Here is a 14,914-nt window from a genome sequence, read left to right on the forward strand (position 1 = left end):
TATGGATAATCAGGTCTTCCGTGAAACCTATGACACCATCAACGAGCGTTTCTGCCCGTTCGAGAAGAGCATCCTGACCAACCAATGCGCCTGCAGCCGCGCCGAACGCTTCTGCATCGCCGAGCGCGAGGGTGTGCAATGCAACGCCGATGCCGCCCAAACGCGCTGCACGACGTTGCTGGAACTCCTGCGCGCGCAGGCACGCTTCGCGTTACGGACCACCGATGGCCAGTCGGCGCTCCCGCATGCCAAGGCGATGCGCGTCCAGGTGGGCGGATTACGCGGGGTCCATGCGGCCTTGTACCCCGATGACGAGGTGCCGATCAGGATCGATGACGTTGATGCGATCGTCGAGGCCGCCGTCGCGCGCTTCGGCAGTCTCGACGAGATCCCTTTCCAGGTGATCGTGCAGCAGATTACGGCCTATCGCGGGCGTCGACCGTTTCGCGAACGGCGACGCCGCTGAGGCGAGCATCGGCTCAGCGCTTACTGATCCCCTCACGGAGGCGTCCCGCGTTCGACAGCCGAATGATCCGCGTCACACTGGGGATTTGACGCAGCCGGCGCATGATCTCGGCCAGATGTCTGCGGCCGGTCACGTTGATCAGGAAGTCCAAGGTCGTCGTCATCCCGTCCTTGTCGCGTGAATGCACGTTCTCGATGTTGGACCCCTGCTCGGCGATCGCGGTCGCAATGGTCGCGAGCGCCCCCCGGCGGTTCCCAACATCGACCCGGATCTCGGTCGGAAACTCGGCTTGCGGGTCTTCGGACCACTCGACATCGATCCACTTATCGCGTTTCGAATGGAAATCGCCGAGATTGCGGCATTCGCTGCGGTGGATGACGATGCCCTTGCCCGGATTAAAGAGTCCAGCGATCGGATCGCCTGGAATCGGCCGACAACAGCGCGCGAAATGCACCACCATCCCTTCGGTGCCGCGGATCGCCAACCGACGTGCCCGGCCCGTTGGCTCGCTCTGCTGTGGCTCGGTCTCCGCTCCGGCCGCCTCGGCGGCCGGCACCGTCTCGGAAGGTCCTGCTAGGCGGCGCGCGATCAGCATCGGCATTCGGTTGCCGAGCCCGATCTCCGAGAACAGGCGGGCGCTATCGGCAAGACCGCATTCGAGCGCATGGGCGAGGATGCGGGGCTCGCCGATGTCCTCGAGCGTCACCCCGAGCGCCGCCAGCTCGGCACTCAACATGCGCTGCCCGAGCGCCTCGGCCTCGCGATTCTGAAGATTCTTGAGGTAGCTGCGGATGCTCGCGCGCGCCTTGCCCGTGACGACGAAGTTCAGCCAGGCGGCATTGGGCTTGGCGCCTGGGGCGGTAATGATCTCGACGGTCTGTCCGCTGCGCAACGCGGTCCGTAACGAGGCGAGACGACGGTCGATGCGGGCCGCGACACAGGTATTGCCGACATCGGAGTGGATCGCATAGGCGAAGTCGACGACGGTCGCACCCATCGGCAGGACCATGATGCGACCCTTCGGCGTAAAGACATAGACCTCGTCCGGGAACAGGTCGACCTTGACGTGCTCGAGAAACTCCTGGGAATCGCCCGATTCGCGCTGGACCTCGATCAGCCCCTGCAGCCAATCCTTCGCGGCGGCCTGCGGACCGCTGCCCTCACCGGCGCTCTTGTACATCCAATGCGCCGCGATACCGGACTCGGCCAACCGATGCATGTCAGCGGTGCGGATCTGGATCTCGATCGGGACCCCCTGAGGACCCACCAGGCCGGTATGCAGCGATTGATAGCCGTTCGACTTCGGGATGGCGATGTAATCCTTGAACCGACCCGGCACCGGCTTGTAGAGATCGTGAACCTGACCCAACACCCGGTAACAGGTATCGACCCGATCGACCACGACACGGAACCCGAACACATCGACCAGCTCATCGAACGCCCGCCCCTTCTCGCGCATCTTCCGATAGATGCTGTAGAGGTGCTTCTCACGGCCTGAGACCTCGGCCTCGATGCCTTCGGCGTCCAGACGCGCCCGCAGCGTCTGCTCGACCCGCTTCACCATCTCGCGCTGCCCTTGACGCTTCGCCTTGATCGTGTGCGACAGGACGGCGTGGCGCCAGGGCCAATGATGTCGAAACCCGAGCTCCTCGAGATCGACACGGATGCGGTTGATGCCGAGCCGATTCGCGATCGGGGCGTAGATCTCGAGGGTCTCGCGCGAGATCCGCCGCCGCTTGGCCGGCATCATCGCATCCAGCGTGCGCATATTGTGCAGCCGGTCAGCGAGCTTGATCAGGATGACGCGAATGTCGCGCGTCATCGCGAGCATCATCTTGCGGAAGCTGGCGGCCTGCGCCTCGGCGCGCGAGGGAAAGTCGATCTGTGTGAGCTTGCTGACGCCATCGACGAGCTCGGCGACGGCCTCACCGAAGCGATCGGCAAGCTGTTCCTTGCCCGTCGCGGTATCTTCGATCACATCGTGCAGGATCGCCGCCATCAAACCCTGGTAATCCATGCGCATCTCGGCGAGGATGCGCGCGACGGCAATCGGATGATAGATGTAAGGCTCACCGCTTTGGCGCGCCTGCCCCTGGTGCGCCTCAGCGCCGAACAGGTAGGCGCGATAGACCTCGCTGACCTGATCGCGCGGGAGATAGGCCTCGAGCTCCGCGAGCAGATCGCTGATCAGAAAACGCGGCCCTGAGGGAGCCGCCGCTACCTCGAGGTCAGAGCGTCCGGCCCCGGACCCAAGCTGGTCATCCGGCTGCGCGACTTCCCGCTGGTTCGGCACCCGTTCATGCAGCAATGCGCGCGACGTCGGCAGCGCGACCGCAGGGGCACCCCATTCGGGTGGATCGGGTTGCGCCTCAGTCTTCTGCATCCCGCGATGCAAGCTCCTCGGCCAGCGCACGCTCAAGCGCCTCGGCCGCATCCTGCGCCGCCCGGTCACCCTCCTCGAGCGTCTGCGGCTCGATCAGACCCGCGGCGACCTCGCGCAGCGCCATGACGGTCGGCTTATCGTTTTCCCAAGGCAATAAGGGCTCGACACCCTTGGCGAGCTGCCTTGCGCGTTTGGTCGCGACCAGGACCAGCTCGAAGCGGTTATCGACGTGTTCGAGGCAGTCCTCAACAGTAATCCGAGCCATGCAAATACTCCAGAACAATGCCGGAAGACGCGCTGCCGAATCGCGGCCGCGACCCGATCAGCGCGCACTTCGTCAAACTGAGACCAAGCTGCGTATGCGAAGTTGCCCCAAGCGCGCCGAGTCAAGACCGCGGAAGGCAGCCGGAGGGTGAGCGCGGTTCAGCGCGGTGGCAGATTCAAGACAACAGCAGAGGCATAAAACGTTACCAGAAATACGTCGGAACAGCACGTCTAGCTTGACAATCACCGCTTGGCGCCGAACACAAACAGGCATTGGCGCCGGTCTTCTCACGCTCGGGGCTCGCAGTTAGGATTCGAGCATGGATCGCAATGGCTCGCGCAAGCGCGCTGCCTGTTGGGCGGTGCGCAGGCGCTCGGCCGTCACGATGCTGCGCAGCTCCGAGAGCGCCTGATCAAACCGGTCATTGACGACGAGATACTGATACTCGCTCCAATGCGAGAGCTCATCTCGGGCCTTGTCCATCCGCTCGCGGATCACGGCGTCACTGTCTTGCCCTCTTCCGCGCAGGCGTGCATCGAGCGCCGACAATGACGGCGGCACGATGAACACTGAGACCGACTCGGGAAAGCGCTGCCGCACCTGGCGCGCGCCCTGCCAATCGATCTCGAGCAGCAGGTCCTGCCCGCCATCGAGGGTCTCGCGCAGCGTTGCGGCGGCGGTACCATAGGCATTGCCGAACACGCGCGCGTACTCGACGAAGGCATCGGCAGCGACCATCTGCTCGAAGGTGTCTTGGTCGACGAAGTGGTAATGCTGGCCGTCGATCTCACCGGACCGACGTGCCCGCGTCGTGTAGGAAACCGACAGCTGCAGGTCCGCATCACCCTCGAGCAGCGCTCGGACCAGACTGGTCTTGCCGGCCCCTGACGGCGCGGACACGACGAACAGGATACCCTGGGGCGACTTGGTCGCCGCCATCTCGGTTGCGGACATAGCTCTTCCTGTTTGGTGCGGGCTTGGTGCGGGCTTGGTGCGGGCTTGGCACGGGATTGGCCCAACGAACTCACGCATTATGCTGAGCGAGCGCAGCGCGACAAGCAACCGCAGCGACGACCTCAGCCTTTCCCCGACGCGGCATTGCTGGCAGCATGATCGGCCACTCCTAACCGAATAATCATTGCCGCAATGCACCCCGAATTCGCGCTCGACCCGAACCTGCTCTATCTGAATCATGCTGCGATCGCGCCCTGGCCGCAACGCACGGTCAAGGCCGTGACCCAGCTCGCCACGGAGAGCGGGCAGCTCGGTTCAAAGCGCTATCTGGACTGGCTCCGGGTCGAGCAGCGGCTGCGCGAGCGCGCGGCGCGCCTGCTCGGCGCGGACTGCGCCGATGAGATCGCCCTGCTGAAGAGCACCTCGGAAGGGCTCTCGTTCATCGCTCAGGGGCTGAGCTGGCAGCCCGGCGAGAACATCGTCTCGATCGCGCAGGAGTTCCCGTCGAATCGCATCGTCTGGGAGGCCCTCGCCGATCAAGGGGTTGAGATGCGGACGCTCGACCTCGACGCCAGCAGCGCACCGGAGGCGGACCTGCTCGCACATTGCGACGCCCAGACACGGCTCGTCGCCATCAGCTGGGTCCAGTATGCGCGCGGACGGCGCCTGGATATCGCGTCGCTGGCGCATCGCTGTCGTGAGCAAGGCATCCTGCTCTGTCTGGATGCGATCCAGGGGCTCGGCGCGCAACCATTCGATCTCGCCCGCAGTCCGGTCGACTTCGTCGTCGCCGACGGCCACAAGTGGCTGCTCGGCCCCGAGGGCCTGGCGCTGTTCTGGTGCCGCCCCGAGCTGCGCGATCAGCTCAGGCTGACCGAGCACGGTTGGCACATGGTCGAGGACATGGGCGCCTTCGATCGCACCGATTGGCAGCCGGCCCCGAGCGCGCGCCGCTTCGAGTGTGGCAGCCCCAACATGCTCGGCATCCATGCCCTGGAGGCGAGCCTGTCGCTGCTCGAAGAGGTCGGCCTCGAGACCATCGCCAGCGCGATCGAGGAACGCACCGCGCGGTTGGTCGAGCTGATCGACCAGGCCGGCTTCGAGCTGCTATCGCCGCGCGAGACCGAGCAGCGCGCCGGTATCGTCACCTTTCGGGTGCCGGATGTCGACCAGGCCGCCCTCTATCAGCGCCTGATGGCGCAAGGCCTGATGTGCGCGAGCCGCGGCGGCGGCCTGCGCTTCTCACCGCATTTCTATACGCCCGAGCAACATCTCGAGCGCGCGATCGCGCTCACCAAGCGGGCTTTGACCTAGAGCCCCGATCAAAACGGCCGTTTGACTTGAGCAAGCTCCTGAATTCGCTCGCAGCCTGAATTCGCTCGCAGTAGGAGTCATTTCTGTTCGGGCTTCATATGCAACGGCGCTTGGCCGCTGCGCCGATAGACTCTCTCGACGACGCCCCCCGAAGCGCTTCAGTCGATGCTGCGACGAGACCCTTGAGCCCTCTGAACCTTAAGCCCTTGTGACAGGGAAGATCCTGATGTCCGACCGCCCCACTGACCAGCCCACTGTTCAGCCCAGTGACCAGCCCAGCGACCATCCAAGCCCCATCGACCAGCCGCTCACGGCGTCGCCGGAGAAACTGCACGCGTGGCAGCTTGCACTGCGTGTGTTCGCCGCGCCCGCCGACACCAATCCCTATGGCGACATCTTTGGCGGCTGGCTGCTGTCGCAGGCCGATATCGCCGCCGCCACGGTCGCCGTCGCCCGGGCCCAGGGGCGGGTCGCCACCGTGGCGATCCAATCGTTTCAGTTCCTGGCGCCGGTGCAAGTCGGCGACCTCGTCGATCTCTACGCCCGGCTGCAGGCGAGCGGCAAGCGCTCGGTGACCGTCGATGTCAGCATCTGGGCCCGGCGCGCCTCCAAGCCCGGCCAGACGCGAGAGGTCGCCCAGGGCCGTCTGGTCTTCGTCGCCGTCGATGCCGAGGGCAAGAGCCGGCGCCTGCCGCCGCTCGCCGATGCGCCGATTGACCCCCTCGCTGAGCCGCTCTAGCATCTACGGGTGGCGTGGCGATCAGCCGCCTCGATCACCATACCAATCGACGAGAGAACGCCCACCTCAGCGGGCGATGATTGCAGTAAGGCACCCGCGCCATGAAGCCCATCGGGTTTTGGAGACTCAGCGCACTGTGGGGCGGGAGACCCGCCCCGTCGAGACGGTCTCTACTGCACTACGCAACGCTGCTCGTCTTTTCGGTCGCGCTTCAGCTCATCCTGTTCAAGCTGTCGGCGTTTCTCGCCTACAATACGCACGCGAGCTTCTGGTATGCGCCGGCGGGGCTCTCGGTCGCCCTGTTCCTGCTGCTGGGCGGTCGCGCCTTTCCGATCGTGCTCTGCTGTGTCGCGGCGACGACGCTGCTGAACGACCCGACCCTCGGGCCAGGCGTCGACCCGGCCCAATCGGTCCTTCGGCTCCTGGGCTATCCGCTTGCCCACGCCCTCCCCTACTGGGCCGGCGTGTCCCTGCTGCACCGGGCGACTCATGGCGTGTTCAACCCGCGCAATCCCGGGCAAATCATGCGCTTCCTGTTCGTGATCCCGATCGCCGCGGGCGGCGCCGCGTTCCTCGGGGCCTACCTCCAACATCTGTTGGATGGCACGCCCTACACCCTGATGCTGCACATGGTGGCGGTGCGGTGGATCGGCGACATGGTGGCGGCGCTCTGCCTCAGTCTCGCCCTCGTCTACCTGCATCTGATGTTGCTCGAGCTGATCGGCGCGGACCTTGGCTACCGGTTCGTCTACGACGACGATGTCCACCCGAAACGCCTCGCTAGCCGGGATGCCCTCTATGTGCCGTTGGCGTTGCTCTTCTTTTCCATCGGCATGTATCTGGCCTACACCTACCCCGAGCAGTTCGGGCTATCACTCCCTGTGTATGCGATGGTCATCTCCCTGCTCTGGACCATCTACAAGGCCCGCTCGCCGGTCGTCTACGTGGTGCCGGCGGTGTCGACCTTCGCGCTCGCCTATACGGCCTCGGCCTTTGGTTTGCTCGCCAAGGCCCCCGAGTACCAGGTCGCCATGATCGCCGTCGGGTCGATCGCCTATTTCACCAATGCCGCGGTCTCGAGCCAGCGCAGGGCCCTAGCCCTGTCGGAACAGGTGAACCGCCGGCTCCTCACCGAGATCAGGGAAAAGGAGTCTCTTCAGACGTATGCGGATGACCTCCACCTCAAAGCGAGCCGCGATGCGCTCACCCGAACATTGAACCGGGCGTTTTTCGAGGAGGCGTTCCCCAACCTCTACAGCCGCAGCGTCCGCCAGGGAACACGACATTGTCTCGCCTTCGTCGACCTCAACGACTTCAAGCATGTGAACGACCGCTTCGGTCATCACGCCGGCGACGAGGCGCTCAAGGCGATCGCCCGCATCCTGATGGACCGCTCACGCAAGGGCGACACCGTCGCCCGCTACGGCGGCGACGAATTCGTCGTGCTCCTGCCGAACGTCGCCACCCCGCATCAGGCCGACGCCATCATCGGCCAGTGGAAGCAGGCGGTCGCGGCCTGCCGCGTGCAGGGCTATCCGGAGCTGAGACTGTCGATCAGCGTCGGCCGCGCCCTCTTTCCCAGCTCGTCGCAAGACGAGACCGAGCAGAGCATCCTGCAGGCCGCGGACCAGGAGATGTATCAGGACAAGATGCGAATGAAAGCAGTCTAACGCCGGAGCGCGCCTAATGATCGGCTGGTCGCCACCGCCGGCAAGAGCCGGCCCCTGCCGCCGCTCGCCGATGCGCCGGGGATGGGCTAGCATGCATTGCATTAGGCTGTTCTGTGATGGCAGCCAACACGCTCAAGTCAGAGGCAGCAATGTTCGAAGCAGCGAAGGTTGGCCGCTCGGTCAGCAAGCAAGATTTCAAAGCCCAGCGCGACGAGCTGCGGACCCAGTTGCTCGAGGCCCAGCGCGAGCTCACCGAGAGCCGCATTCCGGTGATCGTGATCGTGGCCGGGGTCGAGGCCGCCGGCAAGGGCGAGGTCGTCAATCGCCTCAACGAATGGCTCGACACCCGCGGCATGCAGACCTTCGCGTTCTGGGACCAGAGCGACGAGGAGAACGAACGCCCCCGATACTGGCGCTTCTGGCGCACACTGCCGGCACGCGGCGAGATCGCGATCCTGTTCGGCGGTTGGTACCTAGCCCCGATCGAGCACCGTTTCGCCGGCCATTGCGACGACGCAGCGCTGGATGCCGAGCTGGCGCGGATCGTCGATTTCGAGCGCGCCCTCACCCAAGACGGCAACCTGGTCGTAAAGTTCTGGTTCCACTTGTCCGAGCCCGATCAGAAGGCCCGGCTCAAGGAGCTCTCGCGCGACGATCGCAGCCGCTGGAAGATGCTGCCAAAGAAATCGAAGTTCAGCGAGCAGTATCAGCTGTTCGAGTACATCGCAGAGCGCGTGATCCGCCAAACGGATCGCGGCATCGCCCCCTGGTACCTGATCGAGGCCGAAGACAAGCGTTACCGTGATCTCACGGTCGGTAAGACCCTGCTGCAGGCGATCCGCGCCCGATTGAAGCAGCCGCTGCCGATCGAGCCGCCCGCGACCGCCGATCCGCTCGAGCTGCCGGAATCGACGAGCGCCCAGATCACACTGCTAGACCAGCTCGACCTGTCACAGAGACTCGAACGAGATGAGTACAAGACGTTGCTCAAGCAGTACCAGCGTGAGGTCAACGATCTTGCCTGGCGGGCCTATAACCAGAAGCGCTCGATCGTGCTGGTCTTCGAGGGCGCCGATGCCGGCGGCAAGGGCGGCGCGATCCGCCGCATCACCAGTGCCGTCGATGCGCGCCTCTACCGCACCATCCCGATCGCCGCGCCCACCGACGAGGAGAAGGCCCATCATTACCTCTGGCGCTTCTGGAGGCACCTGCCGCGCGCTGGGCACATGATCATCTACGACCGCTCCTGGTACGGCCGTGTGCTGGTCGAGCGCGTCGAGGGCTTCGCGAGCGAAACCGAATGGCGGCGGGCCTACAGCGAGATCAACGAGTTCGAAGAACAGCTGGTCGAGAACGGAGCGGTTCTACTCAAGTTCTGGCTTCAGGTCAGCGAGGACGAACAGCTGCGGCGCTTCCAGGATCGTGAGCAGACCCCCTACAAGCAGTACAAGATCACCGATGAGGACTGGCGCAATCGCGAGAAATGGCCGCTCTACAAGCTCGCCGTCAATGAGATGGTCGCCCGTACCAGTACCGAGTACGCCCCCTGGACGCTCGTCGAAGGCGACGACAAGCCGTTCGCGCGGATCAAGGTGCTCCGAACCCTCTGCGAGCGCCTGCGCACCGCCCTCGACAACAGCGCGGCTCCAGTACCCGGCAGCGGGATCACGCGATGTGGTTATCAGACGACCCAGGAGGCTACTTGAAGAGCGGTCATGGCCGCCCCTGAGCCGGCAGCCCCAACCAGACTCTGAATAGCTGCCGCATCGCCGCCTCTTGTCCTCATCGCTAGCGTCCGAGCGGTCATCATCTTGCAATGCCACGTTAATGCCTTCAGCGATCGTGATCGCGAGTCTTCGCTGCGATCAGACCAGGGCTTCTGTTCGACACTCCCGCGGAGATGACAATGCGCACTCGTCTTTCATACGCTGCTATCGGGGCACTCTTCACGATTGGCCTCAGCACGGCCGCTCATACAGGAGAGATCGCCTTCGCTGAAGCACCGATACCAGTGACCGACGCACAGAAGCGCGCGATCCTGACCTCGGAGTACGCCATCGTCGATGGTGCCCGAGTCCCCATCAGCTACCACAGCATCCTCCGTTCCGGAGACAGAGGAGCGAATGATCCTAACGGATTTCGGTTCGGCCAGCTCTATGACATCAGCGGCTCGCCTCTGCTGAGCGAAGACGGATCACCACGGATCGCGAACGGAAACGACTTCACCTCGTTCCTCGAAGGCAATGACGGTGACCTCTACATGGTCTCTCACTTCGAGTCCAGGCCCGGCGCGGTCTATCTGACCGAGCTCGCCCAGGATTCCGAGACCGGCCTGCTCACGGCCTTGCGCACGCGCCCGCTCGACCTCTCGCGGTTCAATGGTGGCTGGGTCCACTGCGCCGGAAGCGTCACGCCCTGGGGCACGCACCTCGGGTCAGAGGAATACGAACCGGACGCAAAACAGTGGCGCGATGACGAGATCAGCGACTACAACGCCTCGATGGCACAGTATTTTGGTGCTGACCCGTCGAACGCTCGTTCGGTCATGAATCCCTATGACTATGGGTACCCGATTGAGATCGATGTATCGGACTACGACAACGTCGAGATCGCTAAGCATTACGCAATGGGTCGGATTGCCCTCGAGCTCGGATACGTGATGCCCGATCAAAAGACGGTCTACCTGTCCGATGATGGCACCAACGTCGGCCTGTTCCGATTCGTCGCGGACCGACCGGGCCAGCTCGATGCCGGCAGCCTCTGGGTCGCACAGTGGAATCAGAAAACCCCGTACGGTGCCGGCGTGGCAACACTGAACTGGGTCGCTCTCGGCTGGGCGACTGATGGGCAGGTTCGCGACTGGATCAACCGCTATACCTTCGCCGACATCTTCGACGAGGCCGAACCGCTCTCCGAAGACGACAAAGACCTGGGCACCTGCCCAGAAGGCTACACCTCGATCAATGCCGGCCACGACGATGGCGACCACCAATGCCTTGCGCTTCGCGACGTCAATGCGGACGGTGTGATCAACTACACCGATGAAGCAATCGCCTCACGGCTAGAAACGAGGCGTTGGGCAGCGATGCAAGGCGGCACGACCGAGTTCCGGAAGATGGAGGGGATCACCTATAGCCCCGACCATCATCAGCTCTTCATCGCCATGTCCGAGGTCGATCGCGGCATGCTCGACTTCGCGCGCACCGGCAAGGAGTCGCCGTATCCCAAGTATGACGTCGGCGGCCCGAACCACATCACGTTGAAGAATGGAAATGTCTGTGGCGCCGTCTACGGGCTGCACCTCGATGGCCATCACACCGCGTTCGATCTGTTCCCGGTCATTACCGGTACCCCGTTAACGGTCGACTATGGCGCCGCTGCCGAATCGCCCGAGTTCGAGGGTGTCAACAAATGCGACCTCGATGGCATCGCCAACCCGGACAATATTACCTATGTGCCCGGATACAGCACGCTGATCATCGGCGAGGACACCAGCTCTGGCCACCAGAACGATATGATCTGGGCGTTCAACACCGAAACGCGCGAGCTGACGCGCATTCAGACAACGCCTTACGGCTCGGAGACGACATCGCCATACTTCTATCCGAACATCAATGGCTTTGCCTACCTGACATCGGTCGTTCAGCATCCCTACGGCGAATCGGACCGAGATCAGCTCAAGAACCCAAGCGACCGGTTCGGCTACACCGGTTACCTGGTTCTGCCGGCGATGGGGGAACCGCAACGCGTTCAGTGACTTCCGTTGAACCCGGTTGTTTCGCCGAGGCTGATCAGATTCTGTGATGGACGCAAGCTTTTGGCAACGCCGTTGGCAACGCGGTGAGATCGGCTGGCACCAGGACGAGATCAACCGCCACCTTACCGAGCACTGGCCCCAGCTCGGGGTCCCGGCGACGACGCGCGTCTTCGTGCCGCTGTGCGGCAAGGCACGCGACCTGCTCTGGCTGGCCGCGCAGGGGCACCGAGTGCTCGGGGTCGAGATCAGTGATCTCGCCGCCGAGGCATTCATTCGCGAGAACCGGCTCGATGCGCAGCGCTCCAACACCGGCGCGTTTCAGCGTCTCGACGCCGGCGACATCGTCCTGCTTGTCGGTGACTACTTCAGCCTTCAACCGCATCAGCTCGATGATGTCGGAGCGGTCTACGACCGCGCCTCACTGATCGCACTCCCCCCGCACCAGCGACCGAACTATGTCCGCAAGCTTGCTCGGCTGCTGGCTCCGGGCACGCGCTCGTTGCTGATCACGATCGACTACGACCCGCGCCGGATGAGAGGGCCGCCGTTCGCGGTAAGCGATGCTGAGGTGCACCAGCTCTATCGGCAGGCGTTCCAGGTCACCCATCTCGGCGATCACGATGTCCTGGCCGAAGAGCCGGGTTGGCGCCGGCGGGGGCTGGACTGGATGACCGAGCATCTTTACGCGCTGACGCGAAGCTGAGCTCAGGCCAAGATCGCGCATGCGCCCGGCCGCACCGATCATCTCGGGTGGCATGAATGCACTGCGCCCACCGGCCGGCGGTGGGCCGGTCAGGCGACGCAGACGACCATTACGGTGACATTGTCGTGGCCGCCGCGCTCGATCGCCGCCGCAACGAGCGCTCGCGCCGCCTGATCCGGCTTCGGTCGCTCACGCAATACAGCCGCGATTGCATCATCGCTCAGCTCATCGGTCAGGCCGTCGCTGCAGAGCAGGAAGCACTCAGCGCCGGCCAGCCTGCCGGTGATCCGCTCGACCTCAACCGGGCCTGGATCATCGCCGCCGAGCACTCGGGTCAGGATGTGTCGGGCTGGGTGATGATCGGCTTCGTCAGAGCCAATCGCCCCCTGCTCGACCAGCGCTTGAACAAAGGAGTGGTCTCGCGAGAGCTGCCGCAGCTCGTCGCCATCGAAACGGTAGGCGCGGCTATCACCAACCCAAGCGATCTCGTACTGGTCCCCTCCGATGCGCAGCGCTACGACGGTCGAGCCCATACCGGCCCCGCCGCGGCCTTCGGCGACGCCGGCGTGGATCGTCCGATGGGCCTCGGCAATCGCTTCGACGAGCTCGCCTCCACCGTTCAGCCCATCGCGGACCGTCTTCACCACGAGCGCGCTGGCAACCTCTCCACTGCTCGCCCCGCCCATGCCATCGGCGACGAGCCAGAGACCGAGCTCGGGATGGGCGGCACAGCTGTCCTCGTTATGGTCCCGAACACGGCCCGTATCGGTCTGACTGGCGGCCGTTATCGACCTTTCGCTGCCGGAAACCGCGCTCATCGCTCATCCCTCCAACAGATTGATTGCACGCACCGCGAGTGGGGCGCCTCATTAAGAAGCCCTCACCGAAAGGCTCCTGCGGCCAGTTAGATCAGTCGCTTGCGCGACTCGAACGGCCGTTTTGATCGGCCTTCATAGAAGGTTCGCCGAGCCACTGCAAGATCTCACGCCAAGCGGCCAGCTTCTGATCAAGGCTCAGCGTCGCATGGGCCGGACTCGTCGACGGGAGACGATGACACCGGATGCCCTGATGTTTCAACGGTAACGCCGGCCGCACCCGCCGTCGGTATTCACGCTCGGCGGTGCCGCCGTTAAAGACTAGCCGATCGATCTCAGGATAGGTCGCGAAAAAGGCCGCGAAGTCATTGACCACGATGCTTTGCTGCCGAATCGCTTGATCGAGGCTACCAGGCCGTTCACAGAAAGCGATCACGTCCCAGAGCGCGATCCGATGGGCGACCAGTGCGGCGCATCGCTCGGCATAGCTCGCAGTCGGCGCGACACCGAGCAATTGGCAGAGGATCGGCCAAAAGCCGTTGCGCGGATGGGCATAGTACTGCCCCTGAGAGAGTGACATCTCACCGGGCATCGAGCCTAGGATCAACAATCGCGCGCCCTCCCCAACCACCGGTGGGAATGCTGCCTTCAGCCTGTCCTGGGCCGAGCTCACTTCAGCTCGCCCGATCTGAGGACCCATTTGCGTTTCACAGCAATCCGTTCTCAACCTCTCTGCCCAAGATCAAAACCAGTAACCAAGATCAGACCCTTGCGATCGACGGGCCGTCCCTTCGGGCTTATAGCAGGCTCGACACCGTTCGGCAGGCCCGGCGCGAACAGTTTTGGACCGCCCGATGAGATTGCGATTGGGCGGCCGCAGCTCGTCTCGTGGAGACAGCTCAGCCGAGGCTACGCCAGCACGATCACGAACACGCCTGCCAGCATCAACAATCCGCCCGGCGCACGCGACCGCAGATTGGCCTCCTGGAACAGCCAGGCCCCATAGAGGATGCCAAAGAGCAGGCTGCTGCGTTTCACCGCAATCATATAGGCGACCTCAATATGCCGAAGCGCAAGGAAGTGCGTCACCACCATGACCCCATTGAGCGCGGCGACCGTGAGAACCGCTGCGGGCCGGCTGGCCAAACGCTGCCAGGACGCCCGCCACGAGACCGGGGTACTGCCAACTGGCAGAAGCACCAGCAGCGGGATTGCGAGCAGGCCGATGATTGCGAAATAGAAGGCGCCAAACGGGGCCGATGGCAGATAGAGCAAGGCCGCCTTGCCGAGCGTCGAGGTCACGCCGTAGAGCAGTGCCACCCCGAGCATCATGCGCGACCCGGCCTCCCAGCGGATCGCGCCCAGCGGCCGCAGCCAGGTGCGCCAATCATCGCGCCGCGCATGCTCCAGATTCAGCAGCCAGGCCCCGACGACGATCAGCAGGACCCCCGCAAGCCCGAGCAGGCTCACCCGCTCGCCCAGCACAACCGCAGCGATCGCCATCGAGAACACCGGCGTGAACGCCAGATACGGCAATGTCAGCGACAGCGGATGATCCCGGATCGCCGCCATATAGAGCAGCATCGCCGCGATCTCCAGAGGCACCAGCACCAGCAGCCAGCCCCAGAACGCCGCCGGCAAGCTGCCGAGGTCAGGCAGCCAGAACAGCAGCGGCGACAACAGCGCTCCAGTCAGCGTGAAACGGATCAGGGTCAGCTCGCGCGCCGTGAACCCCTGCAGCCAGGCCTTGGTCGCCGCATCGGCCGAGGCCACACTCAGGGCGCAGAGCAACGCGAGCGGCAGCCAGGTCATCGGTCATCGACCGCGGCAATGCCCGCCAACGCGAGA

General features: G+C 64.1%; 13 protein-coding genes. 7 read left to right on the top strand and 6 right to left on the bottom strand.

Annotated elements, in window-relative coordinates:
- Window position 1: 1 nt before the first annotated feature.
- Entirely contained in the window at window positions 2-466 is a 465-nt protein-coding gene (locus CKO40_RS12475) for a hypothetical protein (protein WP_200346547.1), read from the top strand.
- Between the two features lie 13 nt (window positions 467-479).
- Here CKO40_RS12475 and CKO40_RS12480 read toward each other — a convergent pair whose 3' ends face one another.
- From CKO40_RS12480 to gmk, 3 genes are all read right to left on the bottom strand, one after another.
- Complete coding sequence (locus tag CKO40_RS12480) at window positions 480-2,849, bottom strand: RelA/SpoT family protein (RefSeq protein ID WP_200346548.1); 2,370 nt, start codon at window positions 2,847-2,849, stop codon at window positions 480-482.
- Window positions 2,836-3,114 (bottom strand): DNA-directed RNA polymerase subunit omega, encoded by a 279-nt coding sequence (gene rpoZ / locus CKO40_RS12485; protein ID WP_200346549.1) that lies wholly within the window; start codon window positions 3,112-3,114, stop codon window positions 2,836-2,838. Before rpoZ ends, CKO40_RS12480 begins: the two co-directional genes overlap by 14 nt.
- A gap of 306 nt (window positions 3,115-3,420) precedes the next feature.
- Entirely contained in the window at window positions 3,421-4,068 is a 648-nt protein-coding gene (gene gmk, locus CKO40_RS12490; protein WP_242477005.1) for a guanylate kinase, read from the bottom strand.
- A gap of 192 nt (window positions 4,069-4,260) precedes the next feature.
- Between gmk and CKO40_RS12495 the strand changes: the two genes are divergently transcribed.
- From CKO40_RS12495 to CKO40_RS12520, 6 genes are all read left to right on the top strand, one after another.
- The gene (locus tag CKO40_RS12495) at window positions 4,261-5,382 is read left to right on the top strand and encodes an aminotransferase class V-fold PLP-dependent enzyme (RefSeq protein ID WP_200346550.1); all 1,122 of its coding nucleotides are present in this window, start codon (window positions 4,261-4,263) and stop codon (window positions 5,380-5,382) included.
- Between the two features lie 226 nt (window positions 5,383-5,608).
- Window positions 5,609-6,121, top strand: coding sequence for a hotdog domain-containing protein (locus CKO40_RS12500; RefSeq protein WP_200346551.1), 513 nt, complete (start codon window positions 5,609-5,611; stop codon window positions 6,119-6,121).
- Between the two features lie 101 nt (window positions 6,122-6,222).
- On the top strand, window positions 6,223-7,791 hold the full coding sequence (locus CKO40_RS12505) for a GGDEF domain-containing protein (RefSeq protein WP_200346552.1): 1,569 nt from the start codon (window positions 6,223-6,225) through the stop codon (window positions 7,789-7,791).
- Window positions 7,792-7,940: 149 nt separating this feature from the next.
- Entirely contained in the window at window positions 7,941-9,497 is a 1,557-nt protein-coding gene (gene pap / locus CKO40_RS12510; RefSeq protein WP_200346553.1) for a polyphosphate:AMP phosphotransferase, read from the top strand.
- 305 nt (window positions 9,498-9,802) lie between these two features.
- Window positions 9,803-11,548: a PhoX family protein gene (locus CKO40_RS12515; RefSeq protein ID WP_338074169.1), complete on the top strand. Its 1,746-nt coding sequence runs from the start codon at window positions 9,803-9,805 to the stop codon at window positions 11,546-11,548.
- Between the two features lie 46 nt (window positions 11,549-11,594).
- Window positions 11,595-12,251 carry a thiopurine S-methyltransferase gene (locus tag CKO40_RS12520; protein WP_200346555.1) on the top strand — a complete coding sequence of 219 codons (657 nt, stop codon included), beginning with the start codon at window positions 11,595-11,597 and terminating at the stop codon, window positions 12,249-12,251.
- Window positions 12,252-12,340: 89 nt separating this feature from the next.
- Here the strand turns inward: CKO40_RS12520 and CKO40_RS12525 are convergent, their stop codons facing one another.
- The 3 genes from CKO40_RS12525 to CKO40_RS12535 all read right to left on the bottom strand — a co-directional run bounded on the left by CKO40_RS12525 (window position 12,341) and on the right by CKO40_RS12535 (window position 14,878).
- Entirely contained in the window at window positions 12,341-13,069 is a 729-nt protein-coding gene (locus tag CKO40_RS12525; protein ID WP_200346556.1) for a PP2C family protein-serine/threonine phosphatase, read from the bottom strand.
- A gap of 91 nt (window positions 13,070-13,160) precedes the next feature.
- On the bottom strand, window positions 13,161-13,766 hold the full coding sequence (locus CKO40_RS12530; RefSeq protein WP_200346557.1) for a DNA-deoxyinosine glycosylase: 606 nt from the start codon (window positions 13,764-13,766) through the stop codon (window positions 13,161-13,163).
- A 209-nt stretch (window positions 13,767-13,975) separates the two neighbouring features.
- Window positions 13,976-14,878 carry a DMT family transporter gene (locus CKO40_RS12535; RefSeq protein ID WP_200346558.1) on the bottom strand — a complete coding sequence of 301 codons (903 nt, stop codon included), beginning with the start codon at window positions 14,876-14,878 and terminating at the stop codon, window positions 13,976-13,978.
- Window positions 14,879-14,914: the final 36 nt, after the last annotated feature.

Origin of the sequence: Halochromatium glycolicum (genome assembly GCF_016584085.1) — a bacterium.
GTDB classification, from domain to species: Bacteria; Pseudomonadota; Gammaproteobacteria; order Chromatiales; family Chromatiaceae; genus Lamprobacter; species Lamprobacter glycolicus.

Bases quoted from the DNA above. Each gene is read 5' to 3' on its own strand.
- CKO40_RS12475 (WP_200346547.1), top strand. From the start codon at position 2: ATGGATAATCAGGTCTTCCGTGAAACCTATGACACCATCAACGAGCGT.
- CKO40_RS12480 (WP_200346548.1), bottom strand. From the start codon at position 2,849: ATGCAGAAGACTGAGGCGCAACCCGATCCACCCGAATGGGGTGCCCCT.
- rpoZ (WP_200346549.1), bottom strand. From the start codon at position 3,114: ATGGCTCGGATTACTGTTGAGGACTGCCTCGAACACGTCGATAACCGC.
- gmk (WP_242477005.1), bottom strand. From the start codon at position 4,068: ATGTCCGCAACCGAGATGGCGGCGACCAAGTCGCCCCAGGGTATCCTG.
- CKO40_RS12495 (WP_200346550.1), top strand. From the start codon at position 4,261: ATGCACCCCGAATTCGCGCTCGACCCGAACCTGCTCTATCTGAATCAT.
- CKO40_RS12500 (WP_200346551.1), top strand. From the start codon at position 5,609: ATGTCCGACCGCCCCACTGACCAGCCCACTGTTCAGCCCAGTGACCAG.
- CKO40_RS12505 (WP_200346552.1), top strand. From the start codon at position 6,223: ATGAAGCCCATCGGGTTTTGGAGACTCAGCGCACTGTGGGGCGGGAGA.
- pap (WP_200346553.1), top strand. From the start codon at position 7,941: ATGTTCGAAGCAGCGAAGGTTGGCCGCTCGGTCAGCAAGCAAGATTTC.
- CKO40_RS12520 (WP_200346555.1), top strand. From the start codon at position 11,595: ATGGACGCAAGCTTTTGGCAACGCCGTTGGCAACGCGGTGAGATCGGC.
- CKO40_RS12525 (WP_200346556.1), bottom strand. From the start codon at position 13,069: ATGAGCGCGGTTTCCGGCAGCGAAAGGTCGATAACGGCCGCCAGTCAG.
- CKO40_RS12530 (WP_200346557.1), bottom strand. From the start codon at position 13,766: ATGGGTCCTCAGATCGGGCGAGCTGAAGTGAGCTCGGCCCAGGACAGG.
- CKO40_RS12535 (WP_200346558.1), bottom strand. From the start codon at position 14,878: ATGACCTGGCTGCCGCTCGCGTTGCTCTGCGCCCTGAGTGTGGCCTCG.